This is a genomic window from Streptosporangium sp. CA-115845 (assembly GCF_050943795.1).
Classification (GTDB): Bacteria; Actinomycetota; Actinomycetes; order Streptosporangiales; family Streptosporangiaceae; genus Streptosporangium.
Genome location: NZ_CP191988.1, coordinates 5,231,428 through 5,246,685, shown reverse-complemented (window position 1 = coordinate 5,246,685; position 15,258 = coordinate 5,231,428). Strand labels below are relative to the sequence as shown.

Below are 15,258 nucleotides of genomic sequence, written 5' to 3'. Positions count from 1 at the left end.
AGAGCTATGAAGATCACGGTGAACGGCGTCCCCTCCACGGTGGACGCAGGCTCCGACGACGCCGCCGTGGACGTCCTGCGCGACGGGCTCGGCCTCACCGGCGCCAAGGCCGCCTGTCGCACCGGAGTCTGCGGTGCCTGCACGGTCATGGTGGGCGGCACGCCCCAAGCGAGCTGCCTGCTGCCCGCCGCCGTCCTGGAGGAACACGAGATCGTCACCGCGGAAGGACTCGACCACCCCGTCCAACGGGCGTTCGCGGTCCACGACGGCCTGCAGTGCGGCTACTGCACGCCGGGGTTCGTGGTGGAGGCCGCGGCCTTCGTCGACGCCTGGCGCGCCGAGCACGGCGACGTCGCTCCGCCGCGCGAGCGGATCGCCGCCGCCATGGCGGGCCACCTGTGCAGGTGCGGAGCCTACGAGGGGATCCACGCGGCGATCGCCGCCGCCTGCCGGGGAGAACACGACGACGCCCCGGGGACGCCCGCACGTCTGGAGGCGATGAACAAGATCACCGGCCGAGCCCGCTACACCACCGACGTACGCCTGGACGGCCAGCTGGAAGGAGTGATCATCCGCTCCACCAGGGCACACGCCCGCGTCACCTCGGTGACCGCGGGCACCGCACACGTCATCGACCTGCTGCCGCCCGACCGTACCGTCCGTTACGCGGGCCAGCCCGTCGCCGCCGTCGCCGCCGCCACCCGCGGTGAGGCCCTGGCGATCGCGGAGGCCGCGAGGATCGGCTACGACCCGATGCCCGCCGCGCTCGACGACACGCCCGAGGCCCCGCCCGTCTACGACGAGTCCGACAGGAAGCGCGCCCCCAGCTCCAGCGAAGGACTGGACCTGCCCGGCGGCTGGCACGGCAACGTGCACGGCCCCTTCACCAGGGCGAGCTGGCGCGGCCGCACCGCCGTCAAACGGATCGAGGCCGCGCGGCGCGACGCCGATCCCCGCCTGGTGAGTGGCACGTTCACCACCGCCGTGCAGGTCCACACCCCGATGGAACCGCACGCCTGCGTGGCCCGCTGGGACGGCGAGGGCGACCTTCACCTGCACCTGTCCACCCAGACCATCGGACTGGCCACCGAACAGGCCGCCAGGCGGTGGAACCTGCCCGCCGACCGGGTCCACGTCGTCGCCGATCATGTCGGCGGCGGTTTCGGGGCCAAGGCCGGCGTCACCGTCGAGACGGTCGCGGCCGTCGAGCTCGCACGGGCCTGCGGGGCGCCGGTGCGCGTGGTGTTCAGCCGCGCCGAGGAGCTCACCGACGCGGGCAACCGCCCCGGCACCCGCACCACGCTCGAACTGCTCACCGACGACCGGGGCGACCTCGCCGCCCTCACCGTGGACGTCCACGGGCGCGGCGGGGTGGCCGTCGGATCGGCCGTCGCGGTGTTCGCCCGCCTCATGTACGGCACGGCTCCCCGCCGGCTCCGCGACTACGACGTGGTCACCAACGAGCCGCCCGGCGCCCCGTTCCGGGGGCCGGGGGCGCCGCCCCTGCTCTGGGCACTCGAACAGGCGGTGGACGAGGCCGCACACCGCCGCGGCGAGGATCCCATCGCGCTGCGCCGCCGCTGGGACGGCAACCGTAAACGGCACGCCCTCTACGACAGGGCCCTCGCCCTGCCCCTGTGGGCCGACCGGCCGCGGACCGGCTCCCAGACGGGCCGCTTCCGCAGGGGCGTCGGGGTGGCCGCGGCCAACTGGGCCTACATGCTCGACCCCGCCACCGAGGTGGAGTTGCGCGTCGAGGGCGACGTGGTCGTGGCCGCCACCTCCACCCAGGACATCGGGACCGGCATCCGCAGCGTCATCGCCGGCGTCCTGCGAGAGGAACTCGCGCTGCCCGCCGAGCGCGTCCGCGTGGAGATCGGCAGGACGGGCACCGTGTACGGACCGCCCTCCATCGGCAGCCGCACCACGACCTCGGTCGCCCCGGCCGTACGCGACGCCGCGCGGCGGCTGCGGGAGCTGGGCCTGACCGACGGGGCCAGGGTCGTCGGCAGGCGCCGCCGCGACCGGCGCGGTTACCTGACCCCGATCGCGATGGCCGGTATGGCCCTCGGCCGGGGGTTCAGCGGCGCAGTCCACGTCACCGAGGTCGAGGTCGACACCCGACTGGGAGTCGTCAGGCCGCTGCGGGTGTGGGCGGGGGTCGCGGTGGGCCACATCTACGCCGAGCGGCTGGCGCGCAGCCAGTGCGAGGGCGGAGTCGTGCAGGGCATCGGCTACGCGCTGTACGAGGAACGCCTGGTCGACCCGGTGACGGGAACCGTGCTGACCGCCAACCTCGACGACTACCGTATTCCCGGCATCGGTGACACCCCCGAGATCACCGTGCACTTCCACCGCGACGGCTGGGACCACGTCAACGGCAACGGCGTCGGGGTCGGCGAGATCTCCACGATCGGCGTGGCCGCCTCGGTGGGCAACGCCGTCCACAACGCCACCGGCTGGCGCCCCCACGACCTGCCCATCCGTCCCGACCGGCTCCTCGAAGGGATCTCCCGTTGACCTCCTCCCCGAAGCCGCCCCTCGGATTCCCCGGGGCGGGTCCGCTCTCCCCGGAGCCGGACCCTGAAGTCCTCGCGACGAGGCTCCCGCCGGTCCCTTCCCCGGGGCCGTACCTTGTGGTCCTCGAGGGAGCCGTCCCGCCTGCCCTTTCCCCGGAGCGGCGGTTCCGGGTCCGCGCACCGGAAGGCGTCCGATGACCGCGCTCACCGACCTCGACGACCTCGGCGACGCCGTGCGGCGCGGGGGCGAGTTCCGCGCCGGAGGCACCGACCTGATGGGCCGCCGCGCGGCCGGGCCGCACGTGGACCTGCGCGGCCTGCCTGGTCTGACCGGCCTCGCCTGGCAGCCGGACGGCGCAGTCCGGATCGGCGCGCTGACCACGGTCGCGCGCGTCGCCGCCGACGCGCGCCTCGGTGCCGCCCACCCCTGCCTGGCGCTGACGGCGGCGGGCCTGGCCACACCCCAGATCCGGGAGGTGGCCACGGTCGGGGGCAACCTGCTGCAGCGCAACCGCTGCGCGTACTTCCGCGGCCCGTCCTTCTCCTGCCACCAGAACGGCGGCGACCACTGCCCGGCCCGCGCCGGGCTCGCCCCGAACGCCGCGATCGTCGACACCGGGCCGTGCATGGCCCCGCACCCGTCGTCGCTGGCGGTGGCGCTGCTCGCCTGCGACGCCCTGGCCGAGGTCCACGGCGGTGTCCGCGATGACGTCCGCGATGACGTCCGCGATGACGTCCGCAGTGGGGCTCCGTTCCCGGTCGGCGACCTGTACGGGGACGGCTCCGACCCCACCCGCGACCACCTGCTGGGGCCGGGGGAGATCCTGCTGTCCGTCGTCCTGCCGCCGCCCGTGCCGGGCGAGCGGGCCGCCTACCACCGGGCGATCGGCAGGTCCGAGGCCGAGTGGCCGCTGGTGGAGGCGGCGGCACGGCTGGTCATGGACGGCGGCAGGATCACCTTCGCCAGGGTGGCCGCGGGCGGCGTCGCCCGCGTCCCGGTGCGCCTGCCCGAGGTCGAGGAGGCGCTTCTGGCCGGGGAACCTCTCGACCGGGCGGCCGGGCTGGCCACCGCCCGGTGTACCCCGGCGGCTCGCAACCGTTACAAGCTCGCCCTGCTCTCCGGGACCGTCCTGGAGGTTCTGGAGCGCGCCACCGGAACCGCCGGGCACCGCTGACCGGCTCGCCCGTACCGACCCGCGCGGCTCCTCGCCGTGGCGAGGAGCCGCGAAACACACCTCAGCGGGGTGGTCGCGCGGCCGCTACCAGCCCCGTCTCGTAGGCGACGATGACGAGCTGGGCCCGGTCGCGCGCGCCGAGCTTGCCGAGCAGCCGGCCCACGTGCGTCTTCACGGTCGCCAGGCTCAGGGTCAGGTGCCCGGCGATCTCGGCGTTGGACAGCCCCCGGGCGATGAGCGCCAGAACGTCGCGCTCCCGTCCGGTGATCCCCCCGAGCTCGCGGGCCACCGGGCGCGCCGGTTCCGGGAGCCGGGAGAACCCGACGATGAGCCGGCGCGTCACCGTTGGGGCGAGCGGTGCCTCGCCGGAGGCGACCACCCGGATCGCGGCCGGCAGATCGCCCGGCGGGGTGTCCTTCAGCAGGAAGCCGCCGGCCCCGGCGCGTAGCGCCGCGTAGACGTACTCGTCCAGGTCGAACGTGGTGAGCATGAGCACGCGCACCCCCAGGACATCCGTGGGGCCGCAAGATGCGCCGGGTCACCTCGATGCCGTCCATCTTCGGCAGCGGCGCCGGCGGTGATGTTCCTGTACGTCGTCGTCACGCTCGCCCGCCGGGACGTGTGATCCTTCTGGCTGCCAGGCCTGTAGCTTACTTTGTAAAGGCGCTGGCTTCGGTGGCTCCCCACGACAGAGCCGAACAGCAACGCCGGGGGAGTCTCACCTAAGGGTGGTCATCAGATACCCGGCCAGACCCCTGCTCGCCGCTTCGACCATCTCCAGTACCTCGGCGAAACCCTCACGTTCACCGTAGTAGGGGTCGGGCACCTCGGAGCCCTCCGGGGCCGTGGGGTCGAAGGAGCGGAACAGGCGCACGTCCGCCCCCTTGGGGGCAAGGCGGCGCAGGGCGCTCAGGTTGCCGGTGTCCATGGCCAGCACCAGGTCGATCCGGCCGTACCAGTCACGCAGGAACTGCCGGGCCCGGTGCCGCGAGCCGTCGTAGCCGTGGTCGGCGAGTATCTCGGCGGCCCGCGGGTCCATCGGGTCGCCCTGATGCCAGCCGCCGGTGCCCGCGCTGTCGACCGTGACGCGATCTCCAAGGCCGTGCTCGTCGAGGGTCTTTCTCAGCACGACCTCGGCCATCGGCGACCGGCAGATGTTTCCCATGCACACCACGCATATGCGATAACTCATGCCTACCAGGATGCCGTCCGCCGAGGGTGCGGCGACCGGGTGCGCGGGCTGCCGGGGAAGGGATCGTCGCCGAAGCGGACTCCGCGCCGGATCCGCCCGCGAAGCCTCGATGACCGCCGCCCTCCCGGACGGTTGCCCGCCGGCACGCGCCCGGTTCCGCGAATCGCCGGCGGTTTTCTCAGCGGGGGCGGAATCGATCACGTGCGAGCGATGTTCGACTGCCCTGTAGACATCGTCCATGAGGTGGAGGTTCCCGTGGGAAAACTGAGCGAAGACGCCAAGAACCTGCTCAAGCAGCCGATTCATGCCTGGGTGACCACCGTCAGGCCGGACGGTTCGCTGCACAGCACGGTCGTGTGGGTTGACGTCGACGGAGACGATGTCGTCTTCAACACGGCCGTGGGCCGGGCCAAGGAGCGTCACCTGCGCGAGGACCCGCGCGTGTCGGTGAGCGTCCTGGACCCTCAGAACGCCTATCACCTGGTCAGCGTCTCGGGGAAGGCCAGGCTGGAGCTGGAGGGCGCGGACGAGGTCATCGACGGCCTGGCGAACAAGTATCTCGGCGTGGAGTCCTATCCCTTCCGTAAGCCGGATGAGCAGCGCGTCACCGTGCGGATCACGCCCGATGACGTCATCTTCAACCCGGGGAGCTGAGCGGCGGCGAGTGGTCGCAGCGTGCCCGCGCCCATCCGCCGCACCGGTGCAGGGCTGACCGCCGCCGGGCCTGGCCGCGATCCGCGGCCGGACCCGCCGCCGGGCTAGCATGTCGCCCGGTGGAGCGGTAGAACGGCATCGGGAAGAGGTGGGTGATGTCTGACCTTGTCACCGTCGTCGGCATCGGAGCCGACGGCTGGGCCGGACTCTCCCAGGAGGCGCGGCGCGAGCTGCACGCCGCCGAGGTCCTGATGGGGAGCGCACGGCAGCTGGGGCTTCTCCCCGAGCCCAGCGCCGAGCGCGTCGTCTGGCCCTCCCCGCTGCTCCCCGCCCTGCCCCGGCTGATCGCCCCCCACCGGGGCCGCCGGGTGTGCGTGCTGGCCAGCGGCGATCCCATGTTCCACGGCATCGGCGCGACCCTGGTACGGCTGCTCGGCGCCGACCGGGTCAGAATCCTGCCGCACCCGTCGTCGGTCTCCCTGGCCTGCGCCAGGCTCGGCTGGGCGGTCGACCGGGTCGAGGTGGTCAGCCTCGTGGCGCGTCCCGTCGAGGTGCTGCACCCCGCCGTCCAGGACGGCCGCCGAGTCCTGGTCCTCAGCGCAGGCGGCCACACTCCGGCCGGGGTCGCCGGGTTGCTCGCCGCCCGAGGTTACGGCGCGAGCGCGATGACGGTCCTGGAAAGGCTGGGCGGTGCCGAGGAGCGGGTGATCTCCGGTACGGCCGGTCAGTGGTCCCTGCCGGTGGCCCATGCTCTTAACGTCGTCGCCGTGGAGTGCCGTGCCGATGCCGGGACCGTTCCGCTGCCCCGCCTGCCCGGCCTGCCGGACGAGGTGTTCGAGCACGACGGCCGGCTCACCGGGAGTGAGGTGCGCGCGGTCGTCCTGTCCCGGCTGGCGCCCACCCCGGGCGAGCTGCTGTGGGACATCGGTGCGGGAGCGGGCGGCATCGGTGTCGAGTGGATGCGCGCCCATCCGGAGAACCGGGCCGTCGCGGTGGAATCCCACCCCTCACGGGCGGCCGTGATCGCCCGTAACGCCGCGGCGCTGGGAGTTCCCGGTCTCGACGTGGTGACCGGTGCCGCCCCCGCCGCGCTCGCCGGGCTGAAGGCGCCGGGAGCCGTCTTCGTCGGCGGTGGGGTGACCGTGCCGGGGGTGGTGGAGGGCTGCTGGGAGGCGCTGCGACCGGGCGGCAGGCTGGTGGCCGGCGCGGTGACCGTCGAGTCGGAGGCGGTTCTGGCCTCCTGGCAGGGGGAACTCGGTGGAGACCTGGTCCGGCTGGCGGTCAGCAGGACCGCCCCGGCCGGTGGCTTCACCGGCTGGCGGCCCATGGCGCCCGTCACGATCTGGACCGTGGCCAAGCCACCGGTTCGGGAGAGCGCCCGCTGAGCGGCCCGGTCGGCCCGAGCGTTCTTGGCGATCCGGGTCTCGGCACCCGCCCGGGTCCTCCCGCCCGCCGTGGCCGGGGGTCAGCCCAGGGCGTGGTCGAGGTTGAACGCGGCGCTGATCAGCGAGAGGTGGGTGAAGGCCTGCGGGAAGTTGCCGAGCTGCTCGCCGGTCTGCCCGATCTCCTCGGCGTACAGGCCAAGGTGGTTGGCGTAGGTGAGCATCTTCTCGAACGCCAGCCGCGCCTCGTCCAGGCGCCCGGCGCGGGTGAGCGACTCGACGTACCAGAACGAGCAGATCGAGAACGTGCCGTCCTGCCCGCTTAGCCCGTCCGGGCTGACCGAGGGGTCGTAGCGGTAGACCAGCGCGTCCGACACCAGGGTCGCGCCGAGCGCGTCGAGGGTGGACAGCCACTTGGGGTCGGTGGGGGAGATGAACTTGGCCAGCGGCATCATCAGCACCGAGGCGTCGAGGACGTCGTCGTCGAAGTGCTGGACGAACGCCCGCAGCCGCTCCGACCAGCCGCGCCGCATGATCTGCCGGTAGATCGCGTCGCGGGCCAGCTGCCAGCGCTGCGTGTCGGCGGGCAGGCCGCGGTGGGCGGCCATCCGCATGGCCCGTTCGATCGCCACCCAGCACATCAGCCGCGAGTAGACGAAGTTCTTGCGCCCGCCGCGGGTCTCCCAAACGCCCTCGTCCGGCCGGTCCCAGTTGTCGCAGACCCAGTCGACCAGGAGGTGGACCTCCTCCCAGAGGTCGCTGGAGATCGGCCGGTGCCACTTGTCGTAGAGGTAGACCGAGTCGAGGAGGGCGCCGTAGATGTCCAGCTGGAGCTGGTCCACGGCGGCGTTTCCGACGCGCACCGGGGCCGAGCCCCGGTAGCCCTCCAGGTGGGGCAGCTCGAGTTCGGGCAGTTCGGTGCGCCCGTCGATGCCGTACATGATCTGCAATGGTCCGGAGGGGCCGCCGCAGTCGTGGCTGACGTGCTTGGACAGGAAGTTCATGAACGCCTCGGCCTCCTCGCCGAAGCCCAGCCTGAGCAGCGCGTACACGCAGAACGCCGAGTCGCGGATCCAGACGTACCGGTAGTCCCAGTTGCGCTCCCCGCCGATCCGCTCGGGCAGGCTGGTCGTCGCGGCGGCCACGATCCCGCCGGTGGGCGCGTAGGTGAGGAGCTTCAGGGTGAGCGCGGAGCGGTGCACCATCTCCCGCCATCGGCCGCGGTAGCGCGACGCCGACAGCCAGCGGCGCCAGAACGCGACGGTGGCGGTGAACTGCTCCTCGGCCTCCTCGATCGGGCACGGGCGCGGGGCCAGGTCGTCGCTGAGCCTGTCGAGGGCGAACACCGCCCACTCGCCCTCGTTGAGCTTGAACTCCGAGCGTACGTCCTGACCGTCCGCCTCCAGGGTCGCGCTGGAGGAGAGGGTCAGGCGGAGCGACGGTGACTCGAAGATCGCCCGGCCGTCCCGCATGCTCAGGATGTGGGACTGCCTGCCGTAGTCGAACCTGGGAGCCACTCGTGCCCGGAACGGCAGTGATCCCCGTACGCATCTCACCCGCCGGATCAGCCGGTGCCGGTCGCACTCGCCGCAGTCGTCGACGACCGGCATGAAGTCCTGGATCTCGCCCACCCCGTCGGTCGCGGAGAACCGGGTGATCAGCACGTTGGTGTCCGGGAAGTAGAACTGCCTGGTTCTCGCGGGCACATCGGTGCCCAGCTCGAACGAGCCGCCCCGGGCGGTGTCCAGTATCGAGCCGAACACGCTCGGCGCGTCGAAACGCGGGCAGCAGTACCAGTCGATCGTGCCGCGGGTGTCCACCAGCGCCACGGTGCGCAGGTCACCGATCAACCCGTGGTCGGCGATGGGCGGGTATCCGGGGGCTCCCGCCGGGTCCTGAAGGTCGGGCCGTGCTGCTGTCATGTCGGCCCTCCCAGGTCGCGAGCCGGGTACCCTACGTCCTCAAGCTACGCGGCCCGGACACCTGTCCGGCTCCGCCTCGGGTCAAGGAGTCGGCAGGTTTTCGGGTACGGAATGGCAAAGGCCCCGGGGGGCCTCTGCCGCCGGGTTCAGGCGCTCTCCGCGCGTCCCAGCCGCCAGTAGCCCATGAAGGCCACCGAGGAGCGGTCGATTCCCGCCTCCCGTACCAGGTGGCGGCGGAGCAGCTTGACCATGCCCGCCTCGCCCGCCAGCCAGGCGTACAGGCCGCCGGTCGCGGAGGAGTCGGGGACCTCCCAAAGGATCTCCGTGTCGATGTCGACGTCCTCCAGCGAGGCGGCGGCATCGGGGGCGGTGCCCGCCGGTGCGGCGAGCGCGCTCAGGGCGTCGCGGACGGCGGGAATGAGCAGGTCGCCGTGGCGGGCCCCCTCGCGGGACAGCCAGGTGACCCGCACACCCGGGTGGACATCGAGGGCGAGCGCGTCGGCGGTCTCGGGGACCTCCAGCAGCACCGTGGCGGGCACGGAACCGGAGAGCGACTCGGCGATCGTGGTGATGGCGGGCACGGCCGTCTCGTCCCCGGCCAGCAGCAGATGCGTCGCCCCGGCGGGGGGTGCCCACTCCCGGCCGCCGGTGGGGCCGGGGTGGGCGGCGTTGGGGCCGACCACCACGACCCGGTCTCCGGGGGTCGCACGGGTCGCCCACCGGGACGCGGGGCCGGTCTCACCGTGCAGGACGAAGTCGACGTCGAGTTCGCGCCGCTCCGGCCGGACGGCGCGGGCGGTGTAGGTGCGGATCGGGTTGCGCAGTTCCTGCGGGAGCGCACGCCACCGCTGGTACCAGTCGTCCCCGTCGCCCAGGGGGGTGAGGCTGCCGTCCGGCAGCGGGAGGATCACCTTGATCCGCTGGTCGAAGCCCTTGTCGGCGAAGCCCGCCAGGTCCTCGCCGCCGAAGGTGACCCGGACGAAGCTCGGGCTGAGCCGCGCCGTCCGCAGAACCTCCACGTGGTGGCCCCGGTAGACCGGAACCCCCGCTGTCCGCTCCAGGGTCTGCTCGCCGCCCGCTGTCATCACGCCGCCTTTACTGGGAAGTGCCGTTCCCGGTAACTTAGCTTTGCCTAACCTTATTAATCAACCCGTGAGTCCGTGCTCGCCGGTGTCCTGACTCAGCGAAGCTGAGGCGGCTCAGTGAAAGTGATGCGAGGCGGGCTTCGGCCGTGTCATGATCAGCGGGCCGCTCGCCCTCGGCCGCGGTACCGCCCACTCGGCCCCGCTGTGCTGGGCTTCATGTGAACCCCTACGGCCGGTTCCGTCTGAACATGGAAACCCGGCTCGACCTCGGTTGACGCGGGCAGGGCGGGCGATGGAGACAGCCCGCCGCGGTCGGTAAGAGCTCCTTGGCCGCCGCCGCCCCCACCTGGTCGGCCTGACCGCCGTCGGCGTCGCCGCCCTGCTCGTGATGGCCCCGGCCCCCGGCCCCCGGCGTCCTGGTGCTGGGCCTGGGCTGGATGCTGGCGCAGATCGGCTGGGGTTCGGTCCTCGTCTATCTCGTGCTGCATGCGCAGCCGCCGCCCCTGCGGCCACACCTGGCTGGGGCCGTCCGGCGGTTCGGCGAAGGCGGCTTTGCGGGCCTTGGCCGGCTCCCGACGTTCACCGCACGGCCTTGCCTGGCCAAAGTGAATCTTGGCTATCCAACTCATACGCATGTAAACAAATGAAAAACCACATAAATAAGTAGTGAACCCACATGGCTTGGTCGACGTCCCCGGCGTTCCCGCCGTCGGGGATCCTTCGCCCCCCACCGAAAGAGACAGTCCTATGAGGTTCATAACGATCATGCTGATCGCCGCAGTGATGATCGCGACCGGTGGTGCGAGCCCCGCTGCGGCCGCGGGAAAAACAACGTCGTTATGCGCGTCTCCGCCGATTCCCGCGACCGCAGTCAAGATCAGCTGCGGTGCCGCCTGGGGAGGACAGGTAGGCGCGCCCGCCGTCGCCGCCGAGGATGTGGTGATCAGCATCGAAGGCGAAGGCATCGATCCCGCGATGGTGGAGCGGGTGATCGATCTTGAAGGGTTGAATCAGGGGCGCCTGAGCGACGTCATCAAGAACACCGTCGAGACCCACCCCCTGGACCTCCCGGATCCCGGGGTCAGGTGGTTCGACTTCGACGGCACCGTCGTGAACGCGAACGGCGAGCTGGCGATCGTCATCCCACAGGAGGATGTCCACGCCGACATGGCGGACTGGGTGATCACGACCGTCGCCGGGACCATCGGGCAGCTGGCCGGGCTCGCGGCGGCCGCGATCTGCCTGGGGGCCTTCGCTCCCGGCGCCGCCGCAGCCGGCCCCGCACACGGGGCCGGCTGCGGCGGCGTGCCTTCCTGGCAAAGCCTGGGGGTGATCGCGCCCGGGGTGCAGGGCGTCACCGGGGACCGGGTCCGGTTCGCCGACTACGACGGCGACAGCCGTGACGACTATCTTGTGGTCTCCGACAGCGGTGCCGTGAGTGCCTGGCGGAACACCCCTGGGAACAACGGCATCCCTTCTTGGTCCGCCCGCGGAGTCTTCGCCGCCGGAGTCGACGGCGCCACCCGGGACAAGCTCCGCTTCGCCGACGTCAACGGCGATGGCCGGGCCGACTACCTGATGGTGTCGGAGAGTTCGGCGGTGGATGCCTGGCTGAACCGGGCCGGGGCCTGATCGCCGTACAGCGGAAGCTGGAGCCGCTTGCGATGGTGCTCGTGGGGGTAACACAGCAGCAGCCGTCTGGTACGGACCGGACGAGGGCACCCGTTCACCGAGCAGATGACCTCCCCGAACTGCTTGCTGCGACGGGCCCAGCTTCGATGAACTCCTTGATGCCGAGATCGTTTTGTTGGTGAGCCCTGTGGCAGGTGGCGCAGAGTTCGTCCGGCGACCCTCCCTGGCCCGGACAACCGCAGCCGGCCCGGGAGGTCACGCGGCCCGGCGCGCCTCCGCCTCGGGGGCCGGGGCTTCGGGCGCGGAGGTCTCGGGGGCGGAGGTCTCGAAGGCAAGGCCGGTGACGGGCCGCGGGTGATCCGTGCGGTACGGCTCGTGCGCCCAGCCCGGTCTGCGCACCCGGAGCGTCTCCGGACTGCCGGCCCTGTCCTGTTCGGACGCCCCGGCCAGGAAGAGCGAGGCCAGGGCCGGGGGCGCTCCACCGGTCCGCCGTTCCGCCCGCCGCCGAGGCTCCTGCCACCCGTTCCTCCTGCGGTGCCGTCCCGCCGAGACGCGGGGACGCAGCCGGGACAGGACGAACGACGTGCCGAGGACGAAGGTCAGCAGCCCCGCGACCACGGCGGTCTCCATGGAGACGGGGAGCGTAGCCGAGGCGTCGGTCAGGGCGGTGGAGGCCGGGGCGGGTGCCGGGCGGACCTCGATCCGGCCGATCTGCTGCGGGACGGTGTCGTTCTTCCCCGCCAGGTTCTCCTTGACCTTGCGCGGCAGGCCGTAGCCCACGACCTTGCTCTGGTCGCGCGTCTTGCGCTTCAGCCAGACCCGGTCGACGTTCCCCTCAACGGTGTGGATCGTTCCACCCTCGACGCTCTCGACGACACCGACGTGGTCGATCCCCTTGATGTCCTTGCCGCCCGACCAGTCGAAGAAGACCAGGGCACCCGGCTCAGGTGTCCGCGACCAGGCGCCGTTCGTCTCGAACCAGCGGGCCTGCGACGGGGTCCAGGCGAACTGCCCGACGTACTGCTGTACGCCCGCCCGTTCCGCGGCCCAGGCGATGAACATCGCGCACCACGGGGCCGTCTCGTACTGCGGGTCCTGGACCACGTTGGCCGCGTACCACTCACCGAACTTGCTGTGCCGGCCGGGCCCCTCCCGGTACCCGATCTCGGGCCTGATGATTCTGAGCAGATCGTCACCGATCGGATCCATGGCCGTGAGCCACCCCGTCCACTCTCCTCCGCCCTTCCGCGAAGGGGGCGCCGTCCGATAGAGCTGGACTGTATTCGCAGAAAAACCGAGAAGTGAGGCTATTAGCGGAAAAAGTAGGCTTGCGGGGCTGTCGGATACCGGATTCGACGAAAGGGGTGAAATTCTGCCGTACACCCTTTAGCATCGTCCGGCGGCCGGGAGTGGACACCACGAGCGAGGCCCTCGGGGAGCAGGGGGCCCACCGGGAGCCGCCCGTGCCCATCGGGTCGAATAGCATGTGATCGCACATGCGCGGCATGCGCGGATGCCGACGCCGAGACCCGATCTCCCGGTCCGGCGAGAACACCGGACGCGAAGGCGGAATGGGTTTCCATGTTCGACGACAAGACACAGGAGACCCTCCGCCGCCTCCTGGACCTCGCCGAGCACTCCTCGACCCCACAGGCCGAGCGTGCCCTGGCCGTCGCGCGGGTCCGGGCTCTCATCATGGTGCCCGAGGGCGACGCCCGCCGGGCACCGGTCACTCCGGCGATGGAGGCCGAGATCCTTCGCCGGGTCAGGCCACTCGCCCACCGGGTCGAGGAGGACCTGGTGAACGCGGTGCACGGGGACCTCTACGCCTTCAGCACCCGCTACCGGGTGATCGGCGAACTCGCCGAGGAGATAGCCCTGCTGCTTGAGCGCTGGAGCGCCGCCGTGCCGCAGAAGCGCCACCGGCACGAGGAGGCCGTCAGGATCGCGGCCTCGAAGCTCGTCTACCTGCTGGAGCGGCGCGATCTGTTCCGCAAGCCCAGGTGGGGCAACCGCCCGAGAGCCAGGTAGACCTCTCAGCGGTCCGGGCGGTCGGCGAGCAGGGGAAGCAGCGGGTTCCACGCCGTACCGTCCCGGGCGTCGCGCCGCCGCCGGGCGATGGCGCTCAACGCCTCGAGAACCACGCGGTTGGCCAGCGCGGCGGTGATGTCCGCGTGGTCGTAGGGCGGGCTGACCTCCACCACGTCGACTCCGACGACCGGCAGCTCCAGGCAGATGCGCCGTACGGAGTCGAGGAGCTGGCGCGCGGTGATGCCACCGGGCTCGGGCGTCCCGGTGCCCGGCGCGTGACCCGGGTCGCACACGTCGATGTCGACGGACAGGAAGACACCGTCGCACTCGTCGGTCGCGATGGCGAAGGCCTCGGTGAGGCACTCCGACAGGCCGCGGTGCACGATCTCGGTCATCTCGTACGAGCGCATCGAGCGCTCCGCCATCCAGTCCAGCGTCTCCGGCGGCGGCCAGTAGCCGCGCAGGCCGATCTGCAGGAACCGGTCGCCGCGCAGTGCCCCCGACTCGATGAGCCTGCGCATCGGCTGCCCGTGCCCCCACAGCGAGCCGAACTCGATGTCGCCGGTGTCGGCGTGGGCATCGAAGTGGATCATCGAGATCCGGCCGTGCCCAAGGACGTTGGCCACCCCCTTGGCGTCGGGGAAGGCGATCGAGTGGTCACCGCCCAGGACCACCGGGATGGCTCCGGCTCGGGCCACCTTCTCGACGGCGGCCTCCAGCGCGGACAGCGAGGCCAGAATGTCGCCGGGCGGCATCTCGATGTCACCGGCGTCCAGGACGCGCAGGTCGCGCAGCCCGTCGGTGCGCAGTGCCAGGCTGGGGCGCGCCCCGTCGTGCGGCAGGTAGTCGGTCATCCGGATCGCCTGCGGCCCGAAGCGCGCTCCCGGCCGGTGCGAGGTGCCGCCGTCGAACGGCGCCCCCACGATCACGACGTCGGCGCCCGCATAGCTCGCGGGATCATCCAGTGAGCACCGGCCGACGCCGAGGAAGGTGATGTCGGGCCCGAACTGGGCTCCGTAGCGGTTCGTCAAGGCCTCTCCGGCGTACGCGATGGGTGGTGGCCGTGGCCCAGGGAGACTTTCCGCCTCGGCGAGGCATGACCTCGCGGGAGCCGGCGATTCTTCCCGGGGCCACGGCGTGTGAACTGGCAGATCCCGGCGTCCGGGGGGAAGGGCGGCCGGTCACCGTCTTGATGAGGTGGGACCCGCCAGAGCTCTCCGTCGACGCGCCGTACGGGGGGTGTGACCCGCCGTGCGGCGGTTTCGCACAACCGTGACGGTAAGCAGCTCTGCCCGGTCGCCTCAATGATGTTGCAGGATGTTGCGCGGGATTCGCCGTCGTACTCGGGGGGCACGGGCCGTTCCCTCGATCCGCGAAACCCCGCGCAACCAGCCCTACCTGCCTGTCGGCTCGCCGACAGGGTCGTCGGCCTCGCTCTCCGGCGCGGTGTCGTCACCGGCGCCCAACTCCTTACGCAACCGGTCGAGATCCATGCTGTGGCTGCTGTACTTCAGCTCGCGAGCGACCTTTGTCTGCTTCGCCTTGGCTCGGCCCCGTCCCATTGGCTGTACTCCCTCACGCAGGCCGTGCTCGGCCTCTCGTCACTGTCGCATCGCCGGCTGGCGCGCTCTGACGCCGCAGGTCAGCCCGCGGTAGCCGCACCAAG

At 71.8% G+C, this 15,258-nt stretch carries 14 protein-coding genes; 7 read left to right on the top strand and 7 right to left on the bottom strand.

What is annotated here, in order from left to right:
- The first annotated feature begins 6 nt into the window (after positions 1-6).
- Both ACQP0P_RS25935 and ACQP0P_RS25930 read left to right on the top strand, forming a co-directional pair.
- A complete protein-coding gene (locus ACQP0P_RS25935) occupies positions 7-2,520 on the top strand; it encodes a molybdopterin-dependent oxidoreductase (protein ID WP_433359080.1) in 2,514 nt (837 codons plus the stop codon).
- 193 nt (positions 2,521-2,713) lie between these two features.
- Complete coding sequence (locus ACQP0P_RS25930) at positions 2,714-3,694, top strand: FAD binding domain-containing protein (protein WP_433359079.1); 981 nt, start codon at positions 2,714-2,716, stop codon at positions 3,692-3,694.
- A 61-nt stretch (positions 3,695-3,755) separates the two neighbouring features.
- Here the strand turns inward: ACQP0P_RS25930 and ACQP0P_RS25925 are convergent, their stop codons facing one another.
- Both ACQP0P_RS25925 and ACQP0P_RS25920 read right to left on the bottom strand, forming a co-directional pair.
- On the bottom strand, positions 3,756-4,196 hold the full coding sequence (locus ACQP0P_RS25925; RefSeq protein ID WP_433359078.1) for a LuxR C-terminal-related transcriptional regulator: 441 nt from the start codon (positions 4,194-4,196) through the stop codon (positions 3,756-3,758).
- 216 nt (positions 4,197-4,412) lie between these two features.
- Positions 4,413-4,886 (bottom strand): low molecular weight protein-tyrosine-phosphatase, encoded by a 474-nt coding sequence (locus ACQP0P_RS25920; RefSeq protein ID WP_433359077.1) that lies wholly within the window; start codon positions 4,884-4,886, stop codon positions 4,413-4,415.
- Positions 4,887-5,141: 255 nt separating this feature from the next.
- Between ACQP0P_RS25920 and ACQP0P_RS25915 the strand changes: the two genes are divergently transcribed.
- Positions 5,142-5,540: a TIGR03618 family F420-dependent PPOX class oxidoreductase gene (locus tag ACQP0P_RS25915; protein ID WP_433359076.1), complete on the top strand. Its 399-nt coding sequence runs from the start codon at positions 5,142-5,144 to the stop codon at positions 5,538-5,540.
- A 155-nt stretch (positions 5,541-5,695) separates the two neighbouring features.
- On the top strand, positions 5,696-6,925 hold the full coding sequence (gene cbiE, locus ACQP0P_RS25910; protein ID WP_433359075.1) for a precorrin-6y C5,15-methyltransferase (decarboxylating) subunit CbiE: 1,230 nt from the start codon (positions 5,696-5,698) through the stop codon (positions 6,923-6,925).
- Positions 6,926-7,005: 80 nt separating this feature from the next.
- Here the strand turns inward: cbiE and ACQP0P_RS25905 are convergent, their stop codons facing one another.
- Positions 7,006-8,844 (bottom strand): glycoside hydrolase family 15 protein, encoded by a 1,839-nt coding sequence (locus ACQP0P_RS25905; protein WP_433359074.1) that lies wholly within the window; start codon positions 8,842-8,844, stop codon positions 7,006-7,008.
- 146 nt (positions 8,845-8,990) lie between these two features.
- Positions 8,991-9,929 (bottom strand): siderophore-interacting protein, encoded by a 939-nt coding sequence (locus ACQP0P_RS25900; protein WP_433359073.1) that lies wholly within the window; start codon positions 9,927-9,929, stop codon positions 8,991-8,993.
- Positions 9,930-10,348: 419 nt separating this feature from the next.
- Here ACQP0P_RS25900 and ACQP0P_RS25895 point away from each other — a divergent pair, with 419 nt between their 5' ends.
- Together ACQP0P_RS25895 and ACQP0P_RS25890 are read left to right on the top strand one after the other, a co-directional pair.
- Positions 10,349-10,576, top strand: a complete 228-nt coding sequence (locus tag ACQP0P_RS25895; protein ID WP_433359072.1) for a hypothetical protein — start codon at positions 10,349-10,351, stop codon at positions 10,574-10,576.
- A gap of 100 nt (positions 10,577-10,676) precedes the next feature.
- Entirely contained in the window at positions 10,677-11,561 is an 885-nt protein-coding gene (locus tag ACQP0P_RS25890; protein WP_433359071.1) for an FG-GAP repeat domain-containing protein, read from the top strand.
- Positions 11,562-11,816: 255 nt separating this feature from the next.
- Here ACQP0P_RS25890 and ACQP0P_RS25885 read toward each other — a convergent pair whose 3' ends face one another.
- A complete protein-coding gene (locus ACQP0P_RS25885) occupies positions 11,817-12,770 on the bottom strand; it encodes a CHAP domain-containing protein (RefSeq protein ID WP_433359070.1) in 954 nt (317 codons plus the stop codon).
- Positions 12,771-13,142: 372 nt separating this feature from the next.
- Here ACQP0P_RS25885 and ACQP0P_RS25880 point away from each other — a divergent pair, with 372 nt between their 5' ends.
- Positions 13,143-13,592 carry a hypothetical protein gene (locus ACQP0P_RS25880; protein WP_433359069.1) on the top strand — a complete coding sequence of 150 codons (450 nt, stop codon included), beginning with the start codon at positions 13,143-13,145 and terminating at the stop codon, positions 13,590-13,592.
- A gap of 5 nt (positions 13,593-13,597) precedes the next feature.
- On the opposite strand, the gene speB is transcribed toward ACQP0P_RS25880, so the two are convergent.
- The gene (speB, locus tag ACQP0P_RS25875; RefSeq protein WP_433359068.1) at positions 13,598-14,623 is read right to left on the bottom strand and encodes an agmatinase; all 1,026 of its coding nucleotides are present in this window, start codon (positions 14,621-14,623) and stop codon (positions 13,598-13,600) included.
- Positions 14,624-14,986: 363 nt separating this feature from the next.
- A complete protein-coding gene (locus tag ACQP0P_RS25870; protein ID WP_084195352.1) occupies positions 14,987-15,154 on the bottom strand; it encodes a DUF3073 domain-containing protein in 168 nt (55 codons plus the stop codon).
- Positions 15,155-15,258: the final 104 nt, after the last annotated feature.

Excerpts from the sequence above, each read along its gene's own strand:
- ACQP0P_RS25880 (WP_433359069.1), top strand. The coding sequence starts at position 13,143 with ATGTTCGACGACAAGACACAGGAGACCCTCCGCCGCCTCCTGGACCTC.
- ACQP0P_RS25870 (WP_084195352.1), bottom strand. The coding sequence starts at position 15,154 with ATGGGACGGGGCCGAGCCAAGGCGAAGCAGACAAAGGTCGCTCGCGAG.
- cbiE (WP_433359075.1), top strand. The coding sequence starts at position 5,696 with ATGTCTGACCTTGTCACCGTCGTCGGCATCGGAGCCGACGGCTGGGCC.
- ACQP0P_RS25890 (WP_433359071.1), top strand. The coding sequence starts at position 10,677 with ATGAGGTTCATAACGATCATGCTGATCGCCGCAGTGATGATCGCGACC.
- ACQP0P_RS25920 (WP_433359077.1), bottom strand. The coding sequence starts at position 4,886 with ATGAGTTATCGCATATGCGTGGTGTGCATGGGAAACATCTGCCGGTCG.
- ACQP0P_RS25930 (WP_433359079.1), top strand. The coding sequence starts at position 2,714 with ATGACCGCGCTCACCGACCTCGACGACCTCGGCGACGCCGTGCGGCGC.
- ACQP0P_RS25900 (WP_433359073.1), bottom strand. The coding sequence starts at position 9,929 with ATGACAGCGGGCGGCGAGCAGACCCTGGAGCGGACAGCGGGGGTTCCG.
- ACQP0P_RS25905 (WP_433359074.1), bottom strand. The coding sequence starts at position 8,844 with ATGACAGCAGCACGGCCCGACCTTCAGGACCCGGCGGGAGCCCCCGGA.
- ACQP0P_RS25935 (WP_433359080.1), top strand. The coding sequence starts at position 7 with ATGAAGATCACGGTGAACGGCGTCCCCTCCACGGTGGACGCAGGCTCC.
- ACQP0P_RS25885 (WP_433359070.1), bottom strand. The coding sequence starts at position 12,770 with ATGGATCCGATCGGTGACGATCTGCTCAGAATCATCAGGCCCGAGATC.